Source organism: Rhodococcus sp. 05-340-2 (assembly GCF_002258915.1).
In the GTDB taxonomy this organism is placed as follows: domain Bacteria; phylum Actinomycetota; class Actinomycetes; order Mycobacteriales; family Mycobacteriaceae; genus Rhodococcoides.
The window spans coordinates 16,816-41,379 of sequence record NZ_NOYU01000042.1 but is presented as its reverse complement, the minus strand read 5'-3'; the positions used below and the strand labels follow the sequence as shown (position 1 = coordinate 41,379).

The window sequence follows — 24,564 nt, the reverse complement described above, 5'->3', positions numbered from 1 at the left end:
CCCCGGTTCTCCACGTGAGAACCGGGGCTTTCTCGTTCGAATCAGGTGAGCGGAGAACGTGCGGACACGACAATGGACCCGGTTCGGATGAACCGGGCCCATGGTGGAGGGGGAGTGCGAACTACGCGGCGGTGGCTGGACTCCACTGGCCGACGCTCTCCGTGCGCTTGCGCATGGTGGCGAAGCTGTGGCGGGCGGGGGTCAGGAGGTTGGTGAACCAGTTACGCCGGTGGTCGGCCAACGCCGAGGCAACTTCCGGGATGAGAATGCAATGAACGCCTGCATCCATGCCAAGGCGGTGCCGACCCGGTTGGATCTGATTGCTTCGCATGGGTGTCCTTTTCAATAGCTGCGGGTCGGCACATCGAGGTCGCGCTCGTCGAAGATAACCGACCGACCTCCGAAACCGGTGCATTTGAGGCTGGTGTGCTTCGGCGTGTTCGAGTGTCAGACTGGGTGCATGCTGAGACTGGGACTGACCGGTGGAATAGGTGCCGGAAAATCGACCGTTGCCAAGGTGCTGACCGAACTCGGGGGAGTGCTCGTCGACTCCGATGTACTTGCCCGTGAAGTCGTGGAGCCGGGAACACCTGGGCTGCAACGCCTGACGGATACCTTCGGAGCCGACATACTCGCACCCGATGGCTCGCTCGACCGTCCGGCCTTGGCGGCCAAAGCATTCGGCGACGAGGAATCCCGCAAGAAACTCAACGCGATCGTTCATCCGTTGGTCGGTGAGCGCACCGCCGAGATCATCGACGGAGCAGCGCCGGATGCCGTAGTGGTGCAGGACATTCCGCTCCTCGTCGAGGGATCGATGGGCCCGTTCTTCCACCTCGTGGTCATCGTGTGGGTCGACGCCGAGGAACGGGTGCGTCGTCTGACGGGACAGCGAGGTATGCCCGAGGCCGACGCTCGCGCGCGGATCGCAGCGCAGGCAACCGATGATGCGCGCCGAGCCGCGGCAGACGTGTGGATCGACAACACCGGCGCGCCGGGCAGCGTCGACGACGTCGTCCGAGCCCTGTGGAACGACCGTCTGATCCCCTTCGAGCGCAACATCAGGGAGGGAGTCATCGCTCGTGTTCATCCGGAACAGGTGACGGCCGACCCCACGTGGGAGTTGCAGGCCCGACGCATCATCTCGCGCCTGGCCCTGGCCTGCGCGGACAAAGCGGTCCGAATCGATCACATCGGATCCACCGCAGTGCCCGGCCTCGACGCCAAGGATGTCATCGACATTCAGATCACCGTGCGAGGCCTCGACGACGCTGATTCCGTCGCCGAGGAGCTGCGTGTGGCGGGGTTCCCCCGACGAGAGGCGAGCAACTTCGACCATCCGAAGCCCGCATACGGAATCGGCGGCGAAGCGGATCCGGCCGTGTGGGCCAAGCGTTTTCACGGCAGCGCGGACCCCGGCCGGCCGGCGAACGTGCACATCCGGGTGGACGGCTGGCCGAATCAGACATTCGCACTGCTGTTCCGTGACTGGCTGCGGGCGGACGACAGCATCACGACCGAGTACGGCGGAATCAAGCGACGAGCCTCCGAGGCCGCTGCCGGAATCACCGACTTCCGATCTGCGATCGAGGCCTACGAGAACGCGAAGGCCCCATGGTTCGATGTGGCATACCGTCGGGCATGGCAGTGGGCGGAGCAGACGAACTGGACCGCGTGAATCGGGGTCGACCGACTCAGGACGGCTTGCCGTTCCACTCGGTGGGCATTCCGACGGATGCGAGCCACGCGTTCAGGTCGTAGTCGTGCCGCGTCAGTCCTTCGATGGCGGTGATCGATCTGGCCAGCGCGAGCTCGGCGGTCGGGGTGTCGAGGTGTTGCGCCACCCGAGCGTCGAACAGTTCGTCGACGTCCAACAGGTCGTAATCACGGCCGGTACGGACACTGAGGTCGAGATAGTGGTCGACGGACGTCCACTCGGTGGTGCCGGCGGTGTACTCGCCGATGTCGACGTAGTAGTCCTGGTCCCTCGCGTGAGCCGGCAGGTAATGGAACACCGAGGCGCGGAGCCCGAGAGCGGGCAGTAGCCAGGACTCGAGGTAGTCGAAGTGGGCATGGTCCGAGGGTCGGGCCATGTACAACCCCCACGGCTCGACGCGGTATTCGTCGACGACACGGACGAACCCCTTGGGATCCACGTTCGTCTTGGCGACGAGGTCGAACGTCTCGTGCTTGGGGGCATGAACGACGGCGTGCGCACCGGCTGACGTGTGAGCGACCATGCCTGTAGAAGCTACCGGGAACCGACGTCCTGGGTCTGCCCGACGGAACTTGTCGGTGGTCGCGTCTACGCTTGTGTAATGGCGTTTGCATCCGAACATCCCGTTGTCGCGCACTCCGAACACCGTCCGGTGGGTGCCATCGAGCGCACCGGACCGGCGTTCGAGGTCGTCAGCGAACACGTGCCGGCCGGCGATCAGCCGACCGCCATCGCCGAGCTCGAACGGCGGATCAAGGCGGACGAGAAGGACGTCGTTCTTCTCGGTGCCACGGGTACCGGTAAATCGGCCACCACGGCCTGGCTCATCGAGAAGCTGCAGCGCCCCACTCTGGTGATGGCACCGAACAAGACTCTGGCTGCGCAGTTGGCGAACGAGCTGCGAGACATGTTGCCCAACAACGCAGTCGAGTACTTCGTCTCCTACTACGACTACTACCAGCCCGAGGCGTACATCGCGCAGACCGATACCTACATCGAGAAGGACTCGTCCATCAACGACGACGTCGAGCGGCTGCGGCACTCGGCGACGGCATCTCTGCTCTCGCGCCGCGACGTGGTCGTGGTGGCGTCGGTGTCGTGCATCTACGGTCTCGGTACCCCGCAGTCGTACGTCGATCGGTCGATCGAGCTGGAGGTCAACGTCGAAGTACAGCGTGACGCGCTGCTGAGGCTGCTGGTGGACGTGCAGTACACCCGCAACGACATGGCCTTCACCCGCGGATCGTTCCGGGTTCGCGGTGACACCGTCGAGATCATTCCGTCCTACGAGGAACTGGCGATTCGCATCGAGTTCTTCGGCGACGAGATCGAGGCGCTGTACTACCTCCATCCGCTCACCGGCGACATCGTTCGGCAGGTGGATTCGGTGCGCATCTTCCCGGCCACCCACTACGTTGCCGGTCCGGAGCGGATGGAGCGAGCCGTCAAGGACATCGAAGCCGAACTCGAAGGTCGGCTCGCCGAGCTGGAGGGCAAAGGAAAGCTGCTCGAGGCGCAGCGGCTACGGATGCGGACGCAATACGACCTGGAAATGATCAAACAGGTCGGGTTCTGCTCGGGCATCGAGAACTACTCGCGGCACATCGACGGCCGTGGGGCGGGCACTGCGCCCGCCACGCTGATCGATTACTTTCCTGAGGACTTTCTGCTCGTCATCGACGAGTCTCACGTGACGGTGCCGCAGATCGGGGCGATGTACGAGGGCGACATGTCGCGCAAGCGCAACCTCGTCGACTTCGGGTTCCGCCTGCCGTCCGCGACCGACAACCGACCGTTGACGTGGGAGGAGTTCACTCAGCGGATCGGTCAGACGGTCTACCTCTCGGCTACTCCGGGGAAGTACGAGCTGGGGCAGACCGGGGGAGAGTTCGTCGAACAGGTGATTCGTCCGACCGGACTCGTCGATCCTCAGGTCGTCATCAAACCGACCAAGGGCCAGATCGACGACCTCGTCCACCAGATCCGGGAACGCGCGGAGAAGGACGAGCGTGTGCTGGTGACGACGCTGACCAAGAAGATGTCGGAGGATCTGACCGACTACCTGCTCGAACTGGGCATTCGTGTCCGCTACCTGCACTCCGACATCGACACGCTGCGCCGCGTCGAACTGCTCCGGCAACTCCGGCTGGGGGAGTACGACGTACTGGTGGGCATCAACCTGCTCCGTGAGGGTCTCGACCTGCCCGAAGTCTCGTTGGTGGCGATTCTCGACGCCGACAAGGAAGGCTTCCTCCGCAGCGGTACCAGCCTCATCCAGACCATCGGACGTGCCGCCCGAAACGTCTCCGGTGAAGTCCACATGTACGCGGACAAGATGACAGACTCCATGACCTACGCGATCGAGGAAACCGAACGTCGGCGCGAGAAGCAGATCGCGTACAACAAGGAAAGAGGCGTCGATCCTCAGCCGCTGCGCAAGAAGATCGCCGACATCCTCGACCAGGTGTACCAGGAAGCCGAGGACACCGAGTCGGTCGTGGAGGTCGGTGGGTCCGGTCGCAACGCCAGCCGGGGTCGACGCGCGCAGGGCGAGGCGGGCCGGTCGGTCAGCACCGGGGTGTACGAGGGCCAGGACGTGTCGTCGATGCCGCGCGCCGAACTGGCCGATCTGATCAAGAACATGACCGATCAGATGATGAACGCCGCACGCGAGCTCAAGTTCGAGCTCGCCGGCCGACTGCGCGACGAGATCCAGGACCTGAAGAAGGAACTGCGCGGGATGGATGCGGCCGGCCTCAAATAGGTTCGGTTACGGTTCAACGATGGACGCAACCACCGCAGGCCGCACCTCTCGCGCGCTCGAACTGATCCACTCGATGACCTATTTCCTTCCGGAGACGCAGGACGCACTCGTCGCCACCGGGTTGCCGCCGCGGGCCTGCTACTTCGCGGGCCGGGCAGCGCCTCTGGGCCGGGTCGGTGCAGGTGTCGTCACCGCGACGTTCTACAACTTCAACCGAGAGCTGGTGGCGCCGCTCATCCCAGCCGCCTGGGACATCGCATCACCCGACGAGATCATGGCCATCCGGTACGCCACTCTCGATGCCGCCTTCGGTCGATTGCTCGGCCCCGAGGTTCTCACGTCAACGGACATGGCCGAGGCCGCCGACCTGGCATCGATCGCGGCCCGTGGAATTCCCGGTGACGACGGTCGACCCCTGTACGCCGCGTACGCCGAGCTCGACTGGCCGACGGCTCCGCACCTGGTGCTGTGGCACGCCCTGACTCTGATCCGCGAATACCGCGGTGACGGCCACATCGCGGCGCTGCAGACGGCGGGCCTGAGCGGTCTCGAAGCGCTCATCACCCATACCGCCACCGGCTACGGCTTCGAGAAGGAGTTCGCGCGCAAGCGTCGCGGATGGTCGACCGAGCAGTGGGACGGGGCGGTCGCGTCTCTGGCCGACCGAGAGTTGCTCTCGTCCGACGGTGCGCTGACCCAGGACGGGAAAGATCTCCGTACGTTGGTCGAGGACATCACCAACGACCTCGCAGTTGCGCCGTGGGCCGCTCTCGGCGAGGACGGTGCCGCTCGGCTGGTTTCGCTCGCGACGCCGTGGCGCGAGACGATCGTCGGTGCGGGCGCCATTCCCGAGGGTGTCTTCGGGCCCGCAATCAAGAAGAAGTAGGCCGCTTCAGCTGGTGATGTCCTTGGTGCCGAAACGTCGCCACGCGATCAACCCGAACACGGCTGCGTACGTGATGGCCGAGAACGAGCCGACCACCATGTCGTTCCAGTCGATGCTCGTGCCGAAAGCGTCGATCCAGGAATTGGCGTAGTGCCCGGGCAGGTAGTTGCGGAGTGATCCCAGTGCCGTGATCTGATCGAGAATCTGCATCAGAATCGACGTCATCACGGCGCCGCCGACGGCCCCGAGAGGGGCGTCGGTGAGCACCGACAGCAGCATCGCGAGGCCGGCGACCCACAGCAGGTTGATCCCGATGTAGGCGACCGCGATCAGCAGCCGTACCAGCGAGGTGCCGTAGGGCAGTCCTTCACCCAACGGGGTGATCAGCGACTCCGCGCCGTACATCACGGTGCCGATCAACAGCGACACCCCGACGAGCACCAGGATCGCAACACTGGACAGGGTCGCCGACACCAACGCCTTCTGCGTCAGCAGACGACTCCTGGGCACGGGAATGGCCAGCAGGTATCGCAGGCTCGACCACGAGGCTTCGCTTGCCACCGAGTCGCCGAAGAACAGGGCCACCACCACGATCAACAGAAAGCCCACCGACATGAACAGAGCGAAGACCGTGAAGTTCATGCCACCGCGGGTGCCGAGCTCGATGAGCCCATCGGCATCCGAGTCCGCACTCGAGCTGCCGACGGTGAAGGCGATGGCCAAGATCACCGGAAGCAGGGCGAGGAAGCCGATGGCCAGCTGAGTGCGGCGACGTCCCAGTTGCCTGCGCAACTCGGTACGGAACGGCAAGGTGCTGCCGCCGGTGTATCCGGCAGCGCGCCCGTCTGCGTGTGTGGTGCTCATGAGCGATCCTTGCTGGTGTCGGACCCTGGGGTGTCTCGGTGGACGAGGTCGAGGAACACGTCTTCGAGACGCGTCGACTGCGAGAATCCGCGTACCGAGATCCCCGCGGTGACGAGCTCTCTGATCACGACGGCGGCATCCGCATCGGTCAGGTCGACGGTCACCGTGCCGTCGTCGACGATCACCGCGCCGTCGTGGCCGGAGGCACCCAGCACCGACTGCGCGCGGGTGGCGTCGTCGACCCTGATCTCCGTTTGTCCTCCTGCCGCGGTCAGTTCGCGGACGGTGCCCGAACTGATCACCGATCCGCGATTCATGACGACCACGTGGGTGCAGGTCTGCTCCACCTCGGCGAGTAGATGGCTCGACACCAACACGGTTCGTCCGGTTTTCGCGTAATCGATCAGCACGTCGCGCATCGTCCTGATCTGCGGTGGGTCGAGTCCGTTGGTCGGCTCGTCCAGGACCATCAGATCCGGCAGCCCCAGCATGGCCTGCGCGATCGCGAGCCGCTGCCGCATGCCTTGGCTGTACGACTTGACCTTGCGTTCGATCGCTGTGCCGAGGTCGGCGATCTCCAGGGCTTCCTCGAGATGAGCGTCCTCGATCGGGCGACCGGTCGCTTCCCAGTACAGCCGCAAATTCTGTGTTCCGGTCAGGTGCGGCAGGAAGCCGGATCCCTCGACGAAGGAGCCCAACCTGGACAGCACCGGGGCTCCGGGCGTCACCTTGTGGCCGAAGACCCTGATGTCGCCGCCGGTGGGAGTGATCAGGCCCATCAACATGCGCAGGGTAGTGGTCTTTCCTGCACCGTTGGGCCCGAGGAGACCGAGAACCTGGCCCTGCTTCACCTCGAAGCTGACGCCGTCGACCGCGCGGAAGCCGTTGGAGTACGTCTTGGCCAGATCGGTGATCACCAGGGGAGTGTCGATCAGACTCTCGTCCACTTCGGCAACTGCGCGGCGTCTGGTCCGTACGACTCCGGCCACGATCGCACCGGCGACCGCGAGCAGGACGACCCCGATGCCGATCAGCGGTGCCACCGGCACGGTGCTGTTCGAACTCGCCTCTGCGGGGACCGTGGGCAAAGCGATGGTGTTGTCGGCCATGGCCACGCTGAACTGCGCCGGTTCGAGCGGAACGGCGTAGGCCTGATCGGTGGTGGAGATGCTCAGTTCGAGGCGATGACCCTGCTGCACGGTGTAGCTGATGCCAGGCAGCGCAACGGTGACGTCGACGGGGTCGATGCCCTCGGTGGTCGGCAGGCGGATCGCCGAGACCGCACCACCCGGAAGTGTTCTCGTGCCGTTCGGCGCGACGTCGTAGAGCTTCGCGAACAGAACGGTTTGATCGGGTGCGGCCAGAGACGCCACGCGCAGGTTCACTCGCGGGGCACCGGTGATCGTCACGGACGTATCGACGGGATCGCTGGTGAACGTTGCCGATTGGCCTGGCAGGTCCGCGGTCAGGGCTGCTCCGGCCCCGGTCGATCCAAGAGTCGAGAGCACCGAGCCCAAACCGGGTACCGACGAGATCGCCGACGGGGACGCTCCGGGCGGACGAATGATCGACTGGTTCTCCGCAGCGGGAGTGAACGTCACCGATCGGGTCCGGGTGGGTTCGGAGTCGTCGGTCAGCCCCGGGTAGTCGGGAGCTGTCATGCGGCGGTTGCGGTCGCCGCCGCGCTCGTCGGCTGCCCGCTGAGTGGAGTAGACGAACGGTTCGGCGCCGGCGTCGGTGTCGGTGTCACGCAACGTCGTGTCGAAGAAGTCGGCGATGGCCTGATCGCTCGTGCTGTCCGTTCCGCCGGCGTCGTGGCCGCCGTCGAACCATCGGACGGTGACGTTCCCACCGGCCGCCGCGATTTGACGCGCCGTCGCATCGGCCTGATCCAGACCGAACAGCGTGTCCTGGGTGCCCTGGACCAACAGGGTCGGTGCGGTGATGTTCGACGCCACCGCGACCGGCGAGTGGGCCGTGAGCAGATCGAGGAGTTCTTGGCTGGGAATTCCGGTCACCGCGGATTGGGTGTAGGCGTCGCAGAATTCGGGTGCGAACCGTCCGCAGGCCGAGGTGCCCTCGGCGGTGCCGGAATCGGTGCCGCCGTCGCCGCTGCCGCCGGGCGGTGCACTCGCTGCGCCCACTCCGAAGAACACTCCGGCCCAGCCGCGCTTGAGTACCCCGGGTCCGCCGTATTCGGCAGCTGCGGGAGTGACGGTGTCGCCGAGGCTTTCTCGGCCCTCGGCGGAGGTGACGCCGTAGTTGGGGAACAGGGCCTGACCCAGGTCGTTCCAGGTGATCGCTGCGGCTATCGAATCGATCCGTGGGTCGGTGCCGCCTGCGCTCAGTGCCAGTGCGCCGCCGTACGATCCGCCGGCGACGCCGACGTGCGGGTCACCGGGAGCGTCGAGTTCCACCTCCGGTTGTTCGGCGAGCCAGTCGATGAGTCCACGGGCATCGGCGACCTCACGATCGGGGTCGTTGAGCGAGATCGAACCCGTGCTGTCGCCGAACCCGCGTGCGCTGTAGGCGAGCACGGTGTAACCGCGCGCCGCGAGGTCACGTGCCTCACCGTCGACCGAGTCCTTGCTGCCGCCGAAGCCGTGGGCGAGCAGCACCGTCGGCGCGGGGGTGACGGCGGGGGCGTAGAGCCGTGCGTCGATGTCGACGGTGCCCGTCGACCCGGGGCTGTCCGGTAGCGTGATGCGCGCATCACGCGTGGATGTGTCGGCGCTCGAATCCTGGGGGAGGACTACGAATGCGAGAGCGGCTACCGCCAGAACTGCAATCACTGCGGCACCGACGGTCATGGCCCGTCTCGACAGTGGCGGGCGGGGAATCGGCATGCAAACCAATGTATGTGAGTGGCGCGGATCGTGTTGTTCCCCAAGTTCACGTGCCGATCGGCCGCTTGCGGCTAATGTCAGCGAATCAGTCCCCGGACCACGTCTTTCGGTCCTGTGACTTGCACCAATCGAGTTGGACCAGAAGTGTCACATCTGTGTGTGACCGACAAATGGAGGAATGAATGAGCGCCTACCGCACCGTCGTCGTCGGGACCGATGGCTCCGAATCGTCACTGCGGGCAGTGGAGAAGGCCGCGGCTCTGGCGGGAGACGCCGATGCCACCCTGGTGATCGCCTGCGCGTACTACCCGGCCGATCCGAAGGACACGTCCGCTGCCGCCGACGCATTGCGCGAGGACGCCTACCAGATCACCGGATCGGCACCGACGCGTGAGATTCTGCGCACCGCGCGCGAGCACGCCACCAAGGCCGGTGCGAAGAACATCGAGGAGAAGGCGATCGTCGGTGCTCCCGTCGAGTCGCTGTTGGCACTCGTGGACGAGGTCAAGGGCGACCTCCTCGTCGTGGGTAACCGCGGCCTGAACTCGTTGACGGGCCGCCTGCTGGGATCGGTCCCGTCGGACGCCGCTCGCAAGTCCACCTGCGACGTTCTGATCGTGCACACCGTCCGCTGATTTCACCCCCGCTCGAGCAACGGCCCGCTCCGTCGAATCGACGGAGCGGGCCGTTGGTGTGTGCGGTTCTCTAGGCTTCCGGCTCGAACGGTTGCAGCGCCGAGAGTTCACCCGGTAATGCGTCGACGTGCACCACGCCGAGTCGCTGCGTGGCTCTGGTGAGCGCCACGTACAGATCGTTCATACCTTTGACCGAATCGGCCACGATGGCACCGGGTTCGACGATCAGGACCGAGTCGAACTCGAGTCCCTTGGCCTCCTTGACCGTCGATACGGTGACCAGCTCCGATGCCAGATGGCGGAATCGGTCGACGTGGCCTGCGGGAACCAGCACGGCGCTCAGGCCCGGGCGCGGGTGATCGGCCACTCGCTTCTCCACCGCGGTGACCAGATCAGCATCTGCCACTCGCTGTGCCCACGGTCGCGCTCCGGTGCTGCGAATGGACCGGGGCTCGGACTGCTCGGGATCGATGGCAGCCAACACGTCGTGCGCCACGGCCATGATCTCGGAGGGTGTTCGGTAGTTCACCGTCAGTTCGGTTCGCTTCCAGCGCTTGGCCACATACGGTTCGAGAACCGAACCCCACGACGAGGTCCCGGCGGGGTCACCGGTCTGCGCAGTATCGCCCACCAGTGTCATCCACCGATTCGGTATGCGCCGCATCACCATTCGCCACGCCATCGCAGAGAGTTCCTGCGCCTCGTCGACGATCACGTGCCCGTAGGTCCACGTTCGGTCACCGGCGGCCCGTTCGGCCGTTGTGAGTCGCTGACCCGAATTCTGCCGTCGCGCAAGCTGATCGGCATCGATGAGGTCGTAGGCCATCAGGATCTCCGGATCGAGTTCGTCCTCGAGGTCCTGAGGTGCCGAACCGGTCAGGATGTCCAGTGCACCCTGGGCATCGGCGATCTGACCGCGCCATTGACGTTGTGCCTGTTCACGTTCGGCCGCGTCGTCGACGCCGAGCAGCTCGGCGAGTTCGTCGAGCAGGGGAGCGTCGGCCGACGAGAAGCCGTGGCCCCGACGAACGAGCGCCGCACGCTCCACCTCGTCCAGTGCAGGCGCGGCCGAGGCGATCTTCTCGGGCGATGCGAAGAGGTCGCGGAGAACCTGCTGGGGAGACAGGTCCGGCCACAGTTCGTCCACGGCCGCCATGACGTCCCGGTCCTCGCGCATCTCGTCGCGCATGTCCGCGATGTCGTCGGCGCTGAGCAGGCTGGACCCGTCGACGAGGTTCTGCCCGAGTTTCGCGGCCAATTGGTTGGCCAGCTGGTCGATGACCGAGGACACGAACAGTGGCCGAGCCAGGTTGTGTGGTCGCCGCGACGAGCGGGCGCGACCGCGAGCCCTGGTGACGATCTTGCGATCGAGTGTGATGTCGTAGGTGTCGAACTTCAGTCGACGGGGCTGCGCGGGGACTTCCTGACGGTCGCGTACCGCTTGGGTCAGCACCTCCACCATCGACAGTCTGCCCTTGACCTCGGTCGCCACGGCCGAGTCCTCGCGTTGTGCGCGGACTCCCGGGTAGAGATCGCCGATCGTCGACAGCAGTACTCCCGTCTCGCCGAGTGACGGCAGCACCTGACCGATGTAGTCGAGGAACGTGGCGTTGGGTCCGATGATCAGCACGCCGCTCTTACCGAGCTGCTGGCGGTAGGTGTAGAGCAGGTAGGCGGCGCGGTGCAGTGCGACGGCTGTCTTGCCGGTGCCCGGTCCGCCCTGAACCACCAACACACTGCGATGCTGCGATCGGATGATCGCGTCCTGCTCGCTCTGGATCGTCTCGACGATGTCGTTCATCTGACCGGTACGGGCGGCATCGAGCGCCGAGAGCAGTGCGCCTTCGCTCGCGACGCCGCCTGCCACGGCTGCGTCGCTCGACGATCGGGCGGAGTTCAGGTCGAGGAATTCGTCGGCGATCGACGTCACTCGCCGACCGCGGGTCCGAATATGTCTGCGCCGCAACACGTTCTCGGGTGCGGCGGGTGTCGCCAGGTAGAACGGCCGGGCCATCGGTGCTCGCCAGTCCAACAGCAGCGTCTCGTAGTCGTTCTTGTCGTCGAGAATTCCGACTCGGCCGATGTAGCGCTCTGGCCGGTCGTCGACCTTGGGGTCGAGGGACTCGGGATCGAGGTCGATGCGTCCGAAGCAGAGTCCGTTCTCGGCGGCGTCGTACTTGGCGATGTCCTCGGTGTACATCTGGTTGAACGATTCGCGTTCACTACGGGCCTGCGGAGTGCCGCCGGTCTCCAACAGCACTGCACGCAGTCGGTTCGCGGCGTACTCACGTAAGGCGTCGAGCTGCGTGTACAGCCGCGTCAGATGCGCCTGCTCGAAGTCTTCTTCGAGCGGCACGGCGGAGTCGCTCGATGTGTGGCCGTCGTCCGGCAAAGGGTCTCCTCGGGAGTTCGGCCGAGGCGTAGATATCGCCTCGAAATCAGCCAGAGCAGTCTACGCCGCACAACGGCCCTGCCGCAGAACCGCTGGTTCCGGGGCAGGGCCGTATGTGCGAACGTCGCTGAGTTGCTATCGGCGCGAAACTACTTCGCGTACTGCTGCAGCTTCTTGTCCAAGTTCTTCTGAGCCTTGGCAACTCGCTTCTCGAGCTTGGCGCGAGCCTGCTCGGTCACCTTCTCGAGTTCCTTGCTCTGCTTCTCGGCGCGCTTGCGCGCGCGCTTGCTCAGCGTCTCGACGCGGTCGGACGCCAGATCGGCCCACGTGACTCCGCGCTTCTGCGCTTCGTCGGCGAGGACGGAACCCTTCTCGGCAGCCAGATCGGCGAACTTGGACGCGCGCTTCTGCGCGACATCGGCCAATTCACTGCGGCGATCTGCGGCAACGTCGACGAGCTTGGATCCGCGCTTCTGCGCGAGCTCTGCGAGGTCGGTTCCGCGATGCGCTGCCTTGTCGGCGAGCTTGGATCCGCGCTTCTGTGCCTCGTCGGCCAAGTCGCTGCCGCGGTCGGCAGCGAGCTCGGCGAGCTTGGATCCGCGCTTCTGTGCTTCGTCGGCCAGGTCGCTGCCGCGGTCGGCGGCCAGTTCGGCGAGCTTGGATCCGCGCTTCTGTGCTTCCTCGGCGAGCACGGAGCCCTTGTCGGCGGCCACGTGAGCCCAGCGGCTCAGTGCCGGCTGAGCGACCTCGGCCAGCTCCGAGCCCTTGTCGGTAGCGATGTCGGCGAGCTTGGCCAACTTGGGCTGGGCGGCGTCGGCGAACTTGGCCAGCTTCGGCTGCGCAGCCTCGGCGAGATCGGCGCTGCGGCTCGCGGCGACGGCTGCGATTTCCTTGACGCGCTCACCGGTCTCGTGGGTGGAGTGCCCCGGCAGTGCCGAGACGACGGTCTCCTGCGCGCGGCGTGCTGCCCGCTTGCTACGCCACGCGACGGACGGCTTGCCCTCGGTGTCGACTGCTGCGATGAGCAGTCCGCCGAGCAGGCTCAGGTTCTTGAAGAAGTGAATACGCTGCGCAGCCTTGGTCTCCGGGTCGGTCTCGTTCCAGAAGGCGTGTCCGGCGAGCGTCGTCGGTACGAGACTTCCGGCGAGAGCGAGCGAGGCGATGCGCGGTGCCTTGCCGGTGGCCAGCAGGATGCCGCCCGCGACCTGGATTCCGCCGTTGATGCGGACCAGCGTCTCCGGGTCGCTCGGCACGTTCGCGGTGACCTCGTTGGGGAGGACGTCCTTGCCCTGCTCGATCAGCGGGGTGGCGGCCTGCGCCTTGCCGGCGGGATTACGGAGTGCGTCGACGCCCCCTGCGATGAAGATCGTAGACATCAGCGGACGGGCGATACGGCGGACCAGCATTGACAGCCTCCTGCATAGTTTCTCGTGTCATCGGCGGTGGAACCAGAACGGCACGGCGGTACGAAAACCTACCGCTGCGCGTCCTTTTGTCACACTATTCATACCCCGTGGTTCTCGGTCTCAAGCACGCCGATCGTCACCAACCCCGTGCGCGCCATTCGTCCAGGTGAGGACGCTCGGCACCGAGCGTCGTGTCCTTCCCGTGGCCGGGGTAGACGACGGTCTCGTCGTCGAAGCGGTCGAACAGTTTCGCCGTCACGTCGTCGAGCAGGTGGGTGAAATCCTCGGGGCTGCCCGTCTTGCCGACGCCACCGGGAAAGAGCGAATCTCCGGTGAAGAGGTGAGTGCGCGCGCCGTCGGCATCGGTGAGTGCGAGTGCGATGGAGCCGGGGGTGTGTCCGGTCAGGTGCACCACCTCGAACGTGAGCTCACCCACCGACACGGTGTCCCGATCGGCCAGCAGGCGGTTCGGAGCCACCGGTAGAGGTTCGGCGTCGAGTTCGTGGGCAGCGGTCGGAGAATCCGTTCCGCCCGCGATGTCCGCCAGCGCCTGCCAGTGATCGGCGTGCTGGTGGGTGGTCACGATGAGTGAGAGTGTCGGCGCGTTCTCGTCGATGAGCAACGAGATTCGGTCGGCCTCGTTGGCGGCGTCGATCAGAAGCGAGTGACCTGTCGCGGAACAGACGACAAGGTAGGTGTTGTTGTCCATGGGGCCGACCGACATCTTCGTGATCGTCGCTCCGGGAATCGTTCGCCGCTGCGGCTGCGAACCCTGAGAGACGACGCCGGTGTAATTGTCATCGATGACCATGAGGTGCTCGTCCATTTCGAGGACGCTACCGTCGTCGACGGCACGAGGGGCGGCGGGGTCGCGCACATGGAAAAGTGTGTCGGTGCCTGGATCTACCATTGCTACTGCGTGAGGTTCGTCCCTCACCACAACAGGTTTTCGACGTGGGGTCCACGGTTACACGAGATGTGACCGATGCGTCGGCATCACACGTCATCACGCGACTCGACAGTCGTGCAGTGCTGCGTCCTGCAGCAACTCGGCTGAACGTGCTCGTTCGGAAAGAAGGGAACACAGTGGCGGATCGCCTGATAGTGCGAGGTGCACGAGAGCACAATCTGCGGGGAGTCGATATCGACCTGCCCCGCGATGCGCTGATCGTGTTCACGGGTCTGTCCGGCTCGGGCAAGTCGTCCCTCGCCTTCGACACGATCTTCGCCGAAGGTCAGCGCCGCTACGTGGAGTCGCTGTCCGCGTACGCGCGGCAGTTCCTCGGCCAGATGGACAAGCCGGACGTCGATTTCATCGAGGGCCTCTCGCCTGCGGTCTCCATCGATCAGAAGTCGACCAACCGCAACCCGCGATCGACGGTGGGCACCATCACCGAGGTCTACGACTACCTGCGTCTGCTGTACGCGCGTGCAGGCACGGCCCACTGTCCGGTGTGCAACGAACAGATCGCGAAGCAGACTCCGCAGCAGATCGTCGATCAGGTGCTGGACATGGAGGAGGGCCTGAAGTTCCAGGTTCTCGCACCGGTGGTGCGCACCCGCAAGGGCGAATTCGTCGACCTGTTCGACTCGCTGAACACCCAGGGCTACTCACGTGTTCGCGTCGACGGCGTCGTACATCAGCTCACGAGCCCACCGGTGCTCAAGAAGCAGGAGAAGCACGACATCGAGGTCGTCGTCGACCGCCTGACCGTCAAGTCGAGTTCGAAGCAGCGTCTGACCGACTCGGTGGAAACCGCCCTTCGCCTGGCCGACGGCATCGTGGTGCTCGATTTCGTCGACCGTGACGAGAATGCATCGGACCGCGAGCGCCGGTTCTCCGAGAAGCTCGCCTGCCCCAACGGTCACCCGTTGTCCATCGACGATCTCGAACCGCGGTCGTTCTCCTTCAACTCGCCGTACGGTGCGTGCCCGGATTGCGTCGGACTCGGCGTCCGCAAGGAGGTCGACCCGGAGCTGGTCGTTCCCGACGGTGATCTCAGCCTCGCGGACGGCGCCATCGCACCGTGGTCGATGGGCCAGACGTCGGAGTACTTCGGCCGCCTGCTGTCCGGACTTGCCGACGCCATGGGGTTCGACCTGAACGCGCCGTGGAACAAGTTGCCCGCCAAGGTCAAGCGTGCGGTCCTCGAAGGCAGCGATCACCAGGTGCACGTGAAGTACAAGAACCGCTACGGCCGCACGCGGTCGTACTACGCCGAGTTCGAGGGTGTGATGCCGTTCCTGCACCGCCGGTTGGAGCAGACCGAGTCCGAGCAGATGAAGGAACGCTACGACGGCTACATGCGCGACGTGCCGTGTCCCACCTGCAACGGTGCCAGGCTGCGGCCCGAGATCCTGTCGGTGACGATCGCGGCAGGCGACTTCGGGCCGAAGTCGATCGCCGAGGTGTGCGAGTTGTCGATCGCCGACACCGCAAATTTCCTGAACAGCCTCACTCTCGGTCGCCGCGAGGAAGCTATTGCAGGTCAGGTCCTCAAGGAGGTGCAGGCTCGCCTCGGCTTCCTGCTGGACGTCGGCCTGGAATACCTGTCACTGGCCAGGACCGCCGGCTCGCTGTCGGGCGGCGAGGCCCAGCGCATCCGACTCGCCACCCAGATCGGATCGGGACTCGTCGGCGTTCTCTACGTGCTCGACGAGCCGTCGATCGGACTGCATCAGCGCGACAACCGTCGGCTCATCGACACGTTGACGCGGTTGCGCGATCTCGGAAACACGCTGATCGTCGTCGAGCACGACGAGGACACCATCCGCACCTCGGATTGGATCGTCGACATCGGTCCGTTGGCGGGTGAACACGGCGGGCGCGTCGTGCACAGCGGTTCGTACGAGGACCTGCTGACCAACGAGGAATCACTGACCGGCGCCTATCTGTCCGGGCGGATGAAGATCCCGCTGCCCGACACCCGTCGTGTCGTGGACAAGAAGCGTCAGGTCACCGTGGTCGGTGCCCGCGAGCACAATCTCCGTGGCATCGACGTCAGCTTCCCGCTCGGCGTGCTGACCTCGGTCACCGGGGTGTCGGGTTCGGGCAAGTCCACACTCGTCAACGACATCCTCGCGACGGTGATGGCCAACAAGCTCAACGGTGCCCGTCAGGTTCCCGGTCGGCACACGCGCATCAACGGACTCGACCAGCTCGACAAGCTCGTGCGGGTGGATCAGTCGCCGATCGGACGAACGCCGCGCTCGAACGCGGCCACGTACACCGGTGTGTTCGACAAGATCCGCACGCTGTTCGCGGCGACCACCGAGGCCAAGGTGCGCGGCTATCAGCCCGGTCGATTCTCGTTCAACGTCAAGGGCGGCCGGTGCGAGGCATGCTCGGGAGACGGCACGCTCAAGATCGAGATGAACTTCCTGCCCGACGTCTACGTTCCGTGCGAGGTCTGTGAGGGTGCGCGGTACAACCGCGAGACACTCGAAGTCCATTACAAGGGCAAGACCATCGCCGAGGTCCTGGATATGCCGATCGAGGAGGCTGCCGACTTCTTCGAGGCGATCACGTCGATCCACCGCTACCTCAAGACGCTCGTCGAGGTCGGTCTCGGGTACGTCCGACTGGGACAACCGGCAACGACGTTGTCCGGCGGCGAGGCGCAACGCGTCAAGCTGGCAGCGGAACTGCAGAAGCGGTCAACCGGCCGCACGGTCTACATTCTCGATGAACCGACCACCGGCTTGCACTTCGAGGACATTCGCAAGCTGCTCGGGGTCGTGAACGGCTTGGTGGACAAGGGCAACACGGTGATCGTGATCGAGCACAATCTCGACGTCATCAAGGTCTCGGACTGGGTCATCGACATGGGCCCCGAAGGTGGTTCCGGCGGCGGAACGGTTGTGGCGCAAGGTGATCCGGAGGCGGTGGCGGCGGTCTCGGAGAGCTACACCGGCAAGTTCCTGCAGGAGGCGCTCACCCGTGAGTCGGTCGTCGCTCCGCCGGTGAAGGCCGCTCCGAAGAAGCGCAGGCCCCGCAAGGTCGCCGCCGTCCGATGAGCGCAGCGGCCTGCTGGAGGCAGTAGTCCGATTCACACCGCGTGAACGACGAAGCCGCATCCGGTACTCACCGGATGCGGCTTCGTCGGGCTGTATGGACTCGGCTGGTGTTCTGCTCAGTGAACCGGACCCGTGTACTTTTCGCCGGGGCCCTTTCCTGGCTCGTCCGGGTGGGCCGACGCTTCCCGGAAGGCGCGCTGCAGTGCCTGCAGCCCGTCGCGAATGGGTCCGGCATGGGGGCCGAGGTATTCCACCGACGCGGTGACCAGGCCTGCCAACGCAGTGATGACGCGTCGTGCCTCGTCGAGGTCCAGGTAGGGGCTCTCCGCGGGATCCGGCTCGGAGAGTCCCAACTTCTCGGCGGCGGAACTCATCAGCATCACCGCAGCGCGGCTGATGACCTCGACCGCGGGGACCTCGGCGAGTTCACGGACTTCGGGCTCGGTGCCGACTGGGTCGGCACCCGCGGGATCGCCATCGGCGGGAGTGGGGGAGCTGGTCATGCCTACGAGAATCCCACGCCGCCTGCCGCAGGGAGAATCGGGTGCCGACGCTGTCGGGGGCGATCGGGCTCGATTGTCGGTTTCTCGAATCGGCTGGTAGTGTGACTCGACGACCGTCTTCGGCGTGCGCTCCTCGATGGAGTTCACCGCACGGAGGCAGCAAGTGGAGCCCGACTCCCACCGGCACGTAGCCTTCAACAAGCTACTTCCGGTCCGGTCGCACGACGGAAGTCTTCACCGATTTCCTCCGTGCTTCCTCCCAGTGAGGAGACTGTACGACGACAGTTGTCGTGCGGGTCGACCGGTCGACATCGGGCCCTGCTATCGGATCACACCGAGAGCGGGGTTTTTTCGTTGCAGCGGTTCGTACCGCTGCGGGGAATGTCGAGGATCGACGGCGACGGGCTGTGCCAGTGGCAGGCGGTCGGGTTACACACCACACCGCACTACCTAGGAGGCCCCATCAGCACTGAGACCCGCATCAACGATCGCATCCGAGTTCCCGAGGTCCGGCTTGTCGGACCGGGCGGTGAACAGGTGGGGATCGTGCGTGTTGAAGATGCACTCCGCTTGGCTCTCGAAGCCGACCTCGATCTTGTAGAAGTAGCTCCCGACGCACGTCCGCCGGTCTGCAAGATCATGGACTACGGGAAGTTCAAGTACGAGGCTGCGCAGAAGGCGCGCGAATCGCGCAAGAACCAGACGCTCACCGTCATCAAGGAGCAGAAGCTCCGTCCCAAGATCGACGCGCACGACTACGAGACGAAGAAGCGCAACGTCGTTCGCTTCCTCGAAGCCGGCTCGAAGGTCAAGGTCACGATCATGTTCCGCGGCCGCGAGCAGTCGCGTCCCGAACTCGGCTTCCGTCTGCTGCAGCGCCTGGGCGCGGACGTCGCGGAGCTCGGCTTCGTGGAGACCTCGGCCAAGCAGGACGGCCGCAACATGACGATGGTGTTGGCGCCGCACAAGGGTGCCAAGACTCGCGTCAAGGCACAGGAGAGCGCAGCGGCTCCGCCCGCACAGCGTGCACCGGCCCCCGCGCCGGAACAGCCCGCCGACGCAGCCCCGGCTGCCGAGGCACCGGCCGCAGCAGCTCCGGCTACTCCGGCGCAGACCAACTGAGCCTCGCGCTCTACCAGTAAGACAGCCCTACACCTGCTTCGGTGCACAGGATTTCCGTTGCGATGTGCGGCTGTGCCATGCAACACCGAAGAGCTATTACAGAAGAAGAGGATTTCATGCCCAAGCAGAAGACCCACAGTGGTGCCAAGAAGCGATTCAAGGTGTCCGGCAGCGGCAAGATCCTGCGCCAGAAGGCCGGCCGTCGCCACCTGCTCGAGCACAAGCCCACCAAGGTGACTCGTCGCCTCGATGGTGTCGCCGTTGTCAAGAAGGCCGACGTGCCGCGGATCAAGCGCCTGCTCGGCATCTGATTCGGCCCGCCGCCGACTGATTTCGGTCGGCTTCATCCCATTACCATTCGGGGTTTCACACACCCCCAGATCGACAGGATTCACCAGTGGCACGCGTAAAAAGGGCCGTCAACGCCCAGAAGAAGCGCCGTTCGATTCTCGAAGCGTCCAAGGGCTACCGCGGACAGCGCTCACGTCTGTACACCAAGGCCAAGGAGCAGCAGCTCCACTCGCTGACCTATGCGTACCGGGACCGCCGCGCGCGCAAGGGTGACTTCCGCAAGCTGTGGATCACGCGTATCAATGCTGCAGCTCGCGCCAACGACATCACGTACAACCGCTTCGTCCAGGGCCTCAAGGCCGCGGGCGTCGAGGTCGACCGCAAGATCCTCGCTGAGCTCGCTGTGTCGGATGCTGCGGCGTTCGCAAGCCTGGTCGCCATCGCCAAGGCTGCACTGCCTGCCGATGTCAACGCTCCGGCCGGAGAAGCAGCCTGAGCGAGTCGACGTACGACGACTCAACACCGAAACGACCCGTGGATTCGCTGACCGAGCGAACTCCGCGGGTCGTTTCGGCCGTCAAGCTCGCTCGAGCCGCGGAGCGCAAGAAGACCGGACTCTTTCTGGCCGAAGGCTTCAATGCGGTGTCCGAGGCGGCGCAGTCCCGGTTGGTTCGTGAGCTGTTCTTCACCGCGGAGGCTCTCGAGCGCCACCATGACCTCATCGCGTCCGTCGAGGCGGGTGGCGCACGAGTTCATCAGATCACCGACCGTGCTGCGAAGGCGTTGTCCGACACCGTCACTCCGCAGGGCCTGATCGCAGTCACCGAGTTGGTCGACGTCCCGATCGACCGTGCGTTGGCCGGGACACCGCGGCTGGTGGCCGTACCGGTGGAGATGGCCGAGCCGGGTAACGCCGGGACGGTCATCCGCGTCGCCGACGCGGCAGGAGCGGATTCGGTTGTTCTGCTGGGCGATTCGGTGGATCCCCACAACGGCAAATGCGTCCGCGCCTCGGCAGGCAGCGTGTTCCACCTGCCCATCGCTCGGGAGCGATCGATCGAGTCCGGAATCGACGCGTTGCGCAGGGCGGGACTGACCATCGTCGCCACGGCCGCCGATGGCGAAGTGGACTTGGACGACGCCGACGAACTGCTCACGCAACCGACCGCGTGGTTGTTCGGCAACGAGGCGCACGGGCTCCCCGAGTCCGTGACGCGCGATGCCGATCACCGCATCCGAATCCCGATCCACGGCCGCGCCGAGAGCCTCAACCTGGCAACCGCCGCAGCGATCTGCCTGTACGCCAGCGCCAGGGCGCAACGACGCTCCGAAACCCCGTGAGCACGTCTCGCCTAGGATCGATACCTGTCTGCTCCGCGCAGGAGCGAAGCCTGCGCAACGACCGTTCGTGGCAGACACCGACTATTACTCGAGGAGTGCAGCTGTCGTGGCGAAGAAAGAAGCCGGACCCGAGCCGGTAGATCCGAGCGTTCTCGAGGAGTCTGCGCTCGGATCCGCAGTGGACTCGGCCGAGCAGGCGTTCGCCGGCGCGTCGGACCTCGATGCTCTGACCAAGGTCAAGATCGATCACGTGGGTGGCAAGGCTCCGCTGGCACTGGCGCAGCGCGCACTCGGTGCGCTCCCCGGGGACCAGAAGGCGGACGCGGGCAAACGTGTCAAGGCAGCGCGTGATCGAGTGCAGAAGGCCTTCGACGAGCGACGCGCCGTGCTGTCTGCCGAGCGTGACGCCGCCATCCTGGTCGCAGAGACCATCGACGTGACGCTGCCGACCGACCGAGCTCCCGTCGGTGCCCGGCACCCCATCACGATCATTTCCGAACAGGTGGCCGACGTGTTCGTCGCCATGGGCTGGGAGGTCGAAGAAGGCCCCGAGGTCGAAACCGAGCATTTCAATTTCGATGCGCTCAACTTCCTGCCCGACCACCCGGCGCGCACGATGCAGGACACGTTTCACATCGCGCCCGAGGGTTCGCGGCAGGTGTTGCGCACCCACACCTCTCCGGTGCAGGTCCGGTCGATGCTCTCGCGCGAGGTTCCGATCTACGTCGTCTGCCCGGGACGGACGTTTCGCACCGACGAACTCGACACGACGCACACTCCGGTCTTCCATCAGGTAGAGGGTCTTGCCATCGACAAGGGCCTGACCATGGCGCACCTGCGCGGCACACTGGATGCATTCGCCAAGGCGTTGTTCGGCAACGACACCCGTACTCGCATGCGCCCCAACTACTTCCCGTTCACCGAGCCGTCGGCCGAGGTCGACGTGTGGTTCCCGAAGAAGAAGGGCGGGGCCGGTTGGGTCGAGTGGGGTGGCTGCGGAATGGTCAACCCGAAGGTGCTGCAGGCCAGCGGTATCGACCCCGAGGTCTACACCGGATTCGCGTTCGGAATGGGTCTGGAGCGGACGCTGCAGTTCCGCAACGACATCCCGGACATGCGCGACATCGTCGAGGGCGACATCAGGTTCACGTTGCCCTTCGGTGTTCAGGCCTGACGGAAATTTCTCACCCGCCCCACTTCTTCTCGGATACAAGAAAGAGCTGAGCACACGTGCGAGTCCCACAATCCTGGCTGACCGAGGTCCTGCACGCGGGGACTCCCGACTGGGCCGTGTCGCCCGAGGAACTCGACGCCGGTTTCGTGCGGGTCGGGTTCGAGGTCGAGGAACTCGATTCACTGGACAATGTGACCGGACCACTGGTGGTGGGTCGGGTGAGTTCGATCGAGGAGCTGACCGAGTTCAAGAAGCCGATTCGCTTCTGCCTGGTGGACGTCGGAGCTGCCGAGCCTCAGGAGATCGTGTGCGGTGCCAGGAACTTCGCCGAGGGTGACCTGATCGTGGCCGCCTTGCCGGGCAGCGTCCTGCCCGGGGGATTTGCCATCGCGTCGCGCAAGACCTACGGCCGCAACTCCAACGGCATGATCTGCTCGACGCTCGAGCTCGGGCTGGGCCGGGATCACTCCGGGATTCTGGTGTTGCCGGAGGGCACGGCCGCTCCGGGTGACGATGCCAAAGTTGTTCTCGGGCTGCAGGACTCGGTGATCGAGCTGAACGTGACCCCGGATCGCGGTTACGCCTTCTCGGTCCGCGGCCTCGCCCGCGAACTGGCCTGCAGTTTCGACCTCCCGTTCGTGGATCCGGCGCGCACGGTCCCCACCGAGGTCACCGGTGATGCATGGTCTGTCACCGTCGAACCGAACTCGGGCGCATCGCGATTCGCGTTGCGCAAGATCGTCGGTATCGATCCGGCGGCGACGACGCCCTGGTGGATGCAGCGTCGACTGCTGCTGGCCGGCGTACGCCCGATCTCGGCGGCCGTCGATGTCACCAACTACGTGCTCCACGAACTCGGGCAGCCGTTGCACGCATTCGATGCGGCCAAGCTCGACGGCGATCTGGTCGTCCGGCGTGCGAATGCGGGGGAGAGGCTGACCACACTGGACGGCGTCGAGCGTTCCCTCGATCCCGAGGACGTCGTGATCGCCGACGGATCGGGAGCGATCTCGTTGGCCGGTGTCATGGGCGGCGCGTCCACCGAAGTCGACGACTCGACCACCGAGGTCGTACTCGAAGCTGCGTCGTTCGATCCGCTCGCGGTGTTCCGCACCGGGCGCCGTCACAAGCTCTCCAGCGAGGCCAGCAAGCGTTTCGAGCGGACCGTGGATTCGGCACTTCCGGTGGCGGCGCTCGATCGCGCAGCACAGTTGCTGGTCGAGATCGCCGGCGGACGGATCGAGCCCGTGCTGACCGACATCGGCGAAGCCGCCGAATATCCCACGGTCACGATGGACTTCGACCTGCCGGATCGGATCGCCGGAGTGCAGTACCCCAACGGAACCGCTGCCCGACGGTTGACGCAGATCGGCTGCACAGTCGAGGTGTCGGTCGACGACGGCGGGCACGGCCAGCTCATCGTCACCCCGCCGTCCTGGCGACCGGACCTGGTGCAGCGCGCCGACCTGGTGGAAGAGGTGCTGCGGCTCGAAGGGCTCGAACAGATCCCGTCGGTACTGCCGTCGGCTCCGGGAGGTCGTGGCCTCACCGCCGAACAGAAGCGCAGGCGCGCCGTCGGCAAGGCACTCGCGTTCTCCGGGTACGTCGAGGTGTTACCTCCGGTGTTCCTGCCCAAGGGCGTGTTCGACACGTGGGGTCTCGACGCGGACGACCCACGGCGCGCCACCACCTCGGTGCTCAATCCACTCGAGGCCGACCGTCCCGAGCTCGCGACCACTGTGCTTCCCGGTTTGCTCGAGATGCTGAGCCGGAACATCGCGCGCGGTCAGCGAGACGTCTCACTGTTCGGCATTGCTCAGGTGGTGCTCCGACACGACGCCACCGCAGCTGTGGACGCGTTGCCGGTCGACCGTCGTCCCACCGACGACCAGATCGCCATGCTTCGTGGTTCGTTGCCTGCGCAGCCGGTGCACGTGGGCATGGTGCTCACCGGTCAGCGTGAGTTGTCGGGTCCGTGGGGTCCCGGCCGCGCCGCAGAGGCCGCCGATGCGTTCGCTGCGGTACGTACGGTTGCCGAGGCGTCCGGAGTGCACGTCGATCTTCGGGCGGCACAGCACCTTCCGTGGCATCCGGGTCGGTGCGCGGAGGTCCTGCTCGACGGTGAGGTCGTCGGATACGCGGGCGAGCTGCATCCGGCGGTGCTCGAGCGGGCGGGCCTGCCGCCGCGTACGTGTGCCGTGGAGTTGAGCCTGAGCGCTCTCCCCGTCGTCGAGTCGCTCCCTGCCCCCGAGGTGTCTCCGTATCCGGCGGTGCTGCAGGACGTGGCCGTGGTGGTCGACGCGTCCGTACCAGCGGCGTCGGTGGAAGCCGCGCTCACGATCGGCGGTGGCGACCTGCTCGAGTCGATTCGACTGTTCGACGTCTACGAGGGTGAACAGGTCGGCGAGGGTCGCAAGTCGCTGGCGTTCGCGCTGCGGTTCCGCGGTGCGGACGGCACCTTGACCGAGGATCAGGCAACGGCTGCGCGCGATGCGGCGGTCGAGGCGGCATCGAAGGCTGTCGGCGCGCAGCTGCGCAGTTGAATCAGCGCAGCCGCGCAGTTGATCCGAGCACGCCCGGGCTCGTGTGTCCGTAGCGTGGAGTCA

The 24,564-nt window shown here is 65.5% G+C and carries 19 protein-coding genes; 11 read left to right on the top strand and 8 right to left on the bottom strand.

Annotated features, from left to right (window positions below):
• Positions 1-121: 121 nt before the first annotated feature.
• Positions 122-331 (bottom strand): hypothetical protein, encoded by a 210-nt coding sequence (locus CH271_RS25335; protein ID WP_032394307.1) that lies wholly within the window; start codon positions 329-331, stop codon positions 122-124.
• Between the two features lie 129 nt (positions 332-460).
• On the opposite strand from CH271_RS25335, the gene coaE reads away from it, so the two are divergent.
• Positions 461-1,678, top strand: coding sequence for a dephospho-CoA kinase (gene coaE, locus CH271_RS25330; protein WP_094635398.1), 1,218 nt, complete (start codon positions 461-463; stop codon positions 1,676-1,678).
• Positions 1,679-1,694: 16 nt separating this feature from the next.
• Here coaE and CH271_RS25325 read toward each other — a convergent pair whose 3' ends face one another.
• The gene (locus CH271_RS25325; RefSeq protein WP_037192648.1) at positions 1,695-2,240 is read right to left on the bottom strand and encodes a DUF402 domain-containing protein; all 546 of its coding nucleotides are present in this window, start codon (positions 2,238-2,240) and stop codon (positions 1,695-1,697) included.
• Between the two features lie 78 nt (positions 2,241-2,318).
• On the opposite strand from CH271_RS25325, the gene uvrB reads away from it, so the two are divergent.
• On the top strand, positions 2,319-4,481 hold the full coding sequence (gene uvrB, locus CH271_RS25320) for an excinuclease ABC subunit UvrB (protein WP_037192646.1): 2,163 nt from the start codon (positions 2,319-2,321) through the stop codon (positions 4,479-4,481).
• Positions 4,482-4,500: 19 nt separating this feature from the next.
• Positions 4,501-5,367 (top strand): SCO6745 family protein, encoded by an 867-nt coding sequence (locus tag CH271_RS25315; protein ID WP_094635397.1) that lies wholly within the window; start codon positions 4,501-4,503, stop codon positions 5,365-5,367.
• A gap of 6 nt (positions 5,368-5,373) precedes the next feature.
• Here the strand turns inward: CH271_RS25315 and CH271_RS25310 are convergent, their stop codons facing one another.
• Together CH271_RS25310 and CH271_RS25305 are read right to left on the bottom strand one after the other, a co-directional pair.
• Complete coding sequence (locus CH271_RS25310; protein WP_094635396.1) at positions 5,374-6,231, bottom strand: ABC transporter permease; 858 nt, start codon at positions 6,229-6,231, stop codon at positions 5,374-5,376.
• Positions 6,228-9,077: an alpha/beta fold hydrolase gene (locus CH271_RS25305; protein WP_094635395.1), complete on the bottom strand. Its 2,850-nt coding sequence runs from the start codon at positions 9,075-9,077 to the stop codon at positions 6,228-6,230. The genes CH271_RS25310 and CH271_RS25305 overlap by 4 nt, the downstream gene beginning before the upstream one ends.
• Before the next feature lie 182 nt (positions 9,078-9,259).
• On the opposite strand from CH271_RS25305, the gene CH271_RS25300 reads away from it, so the two are divergent.
• Complete coding sequence (locus tag CH271_RS25300) at positions 9,260-9,712, top strand: universal stress protein (protein WP_032378962.1); 453 nt, start codon at positions 9,260-9,262, stop codon at positions 9,710-9,712.
• Between the two features lie 70 nt (positions 9,713-9,782).
• Here the strand turns inward: CH271_RS25300 and CH271_RS25295 are convergent, their stop codons facing one another.
• From CH271_RS25295 to CH271_RS25285, 3 genes are all read right to left on the bottom strand, one after another.
• A complete protein-coding gene (locus CH271_RS25295; RefSeq protein ID WP_094635394.1) occupies positions 9,783-12,104 on the bottom strand; it encodes a HelD family protein in 2,322 nt (773 codons plus the stop codon).
• Positions 12,105-12,253: 149 nt separating this feature from the next.
• On the bottom strand, positions 12,254-13,510 hold the full coding sequence (locus tag CH271_RS25290) for a DoxX family protein (protein ID WP_094635393.1): 1,257 nt from the start codon (positions 13,508-13,510) through the stop codon (positions 12,254-12,256).
• Positions 13,511-13,646: 136 nt separating this feature from the next.
• Positions 13,647-14,336: an MBL fold metallo-hydrolase gene (locus tag CH271_RS25285; RefSeq protein WP_037192630.1), complete on the bottom strand. Its 690-nt coding sequence runs from the start codon at positions 14,334-14,336 to the stop codon at positions 13,647-13,649.
• Positions 14,337-14,596: 260 nt separating this feature from the next.
• Here CH271_RS25285 and uvrA point away from each other — a divergent pair, with 260 nt between their 5' ends.
• On the top strand, positions 14,597-17,527 hold the full coding sequence (gene uvrA, locus CH271_RS25280) for an excinuclease ABC subunit UvrA (RefSeq protein ID WP_094635631.1): 2,931 nt from the start codon (positions 14,597-14,599) through the stop codon (positions 17,525-17,527).
• 116 nt (positions 17,528-17,643) lie between these two features.
• On the opposite strand, the gene CH271_RS25275 is transcribed toward uvrA, so the two are convergent.
• Positions 17,644-18,030, bottom strand: a complete 387-nt coding sequence (locus CH271_RS25275) for a DUF1844 domain-containing protein (protein ID WP_037193458.1) — start codon at positions 18,028-18,030, stop codon at positions 17,644-17,646.
• Between the two features lie 381 nt (positions 18,031-18,411).
• Between CH271_RS25275 and infC the strand changes: the two genes are divergently transcribed.
• From infC to pheT, 6 genes are all read left to right on the top strand, one after another.
• A complete protein-coding gene (infC, locus tag CH271_RS25270) occupies positions 18,412-19,152 on the top strand; it encodes a translation initiation factor IF-3 (RefSeq protein ID WP_045199680.1) in 741 nt (246 codons plus the stop codon).
• Between the two features lie 116 nt (positions 19,153-19,268).
• A complete protein-coding gene (gene rpmI / locus CH271_RS25265; protein WP_008715923.1) occupies positions 19,269-19,463 on the top strand; it encodes a 50S ribosomal protein L35 in 195 nt (64 codons plus the stop codon).
• Between the two features lie 86 nt (positions 19,464-19,549).
• A complete protein-coding gene (gene rplT, locus CH271_RS25260; protein ID WP_032378959.1) occupies positions 19,550-19,939 on the top strand; it encodes a 50S ribosomal protein L20 in 390 nt (129 codons plus the stop codon).
• Positions 19,940-19,977: 38 nt separating this feature from the next.
• The gene (locus CH271_RS25255; protein ID WP_094635392.1) at positions 19,978-20,784 is read left to right on the top strand and encodes a TrmH family RNA methyltransferase; all 807 of its coding nucleotides are present in this window, start codon (positions 19,978-19,980) and stop codon (positions 20,782-20,784) included.
• A gap of 106 nt (positions 20,785-20,890) precedes the next feature.
• Entirely contained in the window at positions 20,891-21,958 is a 1,068-nt protein-coding gene (gene pheS / locus CH271_RS25250; protein WP_037193457.1) for a phenylalanine--tRNA ligase subunit alpha, read from the top strand.
• Positions 21,959-22,014: 56 nt separating this feature from the next.
• Positions 22,015-24,501, top strand: coding sequence for a phenylalanine--tRNA ligase subunit beta (gene pheT / locus CH271_RS25245; protein ID WP_094635391.1), 2,487 nt, complete (start codon positions 22,015-22,017; stop codon positions 24,499-24,501).
• Positions 24,502-24,564 lie beyond the last annotated feature (63 nt).

Coding starts and splice junctions, on each gene's coding strand:
- CH271_RS25335 (WP_032394307.1), bottom strand. CDS start 331: ATGCGAAGCAATCAGATCCAACCGGGTCGGCACCGCCTTGGCATGGAT.
- coaE (WP_094635398.1), top strand. CDS start 461: ATGCTGAGACTGGGACTGACCGGTGGAATAGGTGCCGGAAAATCGACC.
- CH271_RS25325 (WP_037192648.1), bottom strand. CDS start 2,240: ATGGTCGCTCACACGTCAGCCGGTGCGCACGCCGTCGTTCATGCCCCC.
- uvrB (WP_037192646.1), top strand. CDS start 2,319: ATGGCGTTTGCATCCGAACATCCCGTTGTCGCGCACTCCGAACACCGT.
- CH271_RS25315 (WP_094635397.1), top strand. CDS start 4,501: ATGGACGCAACCACCGCAGGCCGCACCTCTCGCGCGCTCGAACTGATC.
- CH271_RS25310 (WP_094635396.1), bottom strand. CDS start 6,231: ATGAGCACCACACACGCAGACGGGCGCGCTGCCGGATACACCGGCGGC.
- CH271_RS25305 (WP_094635395.1), bottom strand. CDS start 9,077: ATGCCGATTCCCCGCCCGCCACTGTCGAGACGGGCCATGACCGTCGGT.
- CH271_RS25300 (WP_032378962.1), top strand. CDS start 9,260: ATGAGCGCCTACCGCACCGTCGTCGTCGGGACCGATGGCTCCGAATCG.
- CH271_RS25290 (WP_094635393.1), bottom strand. CDS start 13,510: ATGCTGGTCCGCCGTATCGCCCGTCCGCTGATGTCTACGATCTTCATC.
- CH271_RS25285 (WP_037192630.1), bottom strand. CDS start 14,336: ATGGACGAGCACCTCATGGTCATCGATGACAATTACACCGGCGTCGTC.
- CH271_RS25275 (WP_037193458.1), bottom strand. CDS start 18,030: ATGACCAGCTCCCCCACTCCCGCCGATGGCGATCCCGCGGGTGCCGAC.
- infC (WP_045199680.1), top strand. CDS start 18,412: ATGTCGAGGATCGACGGCGACGGGCTGTGCCAGTGGCAGGCGGTCGGG.
- rpmI (WP_008715923.1), top strand. CDS start 19,269: ATGCCCAAGCAGAAGACCCACAGTGGTGCCAAGAAGCGATTCAAGGTG.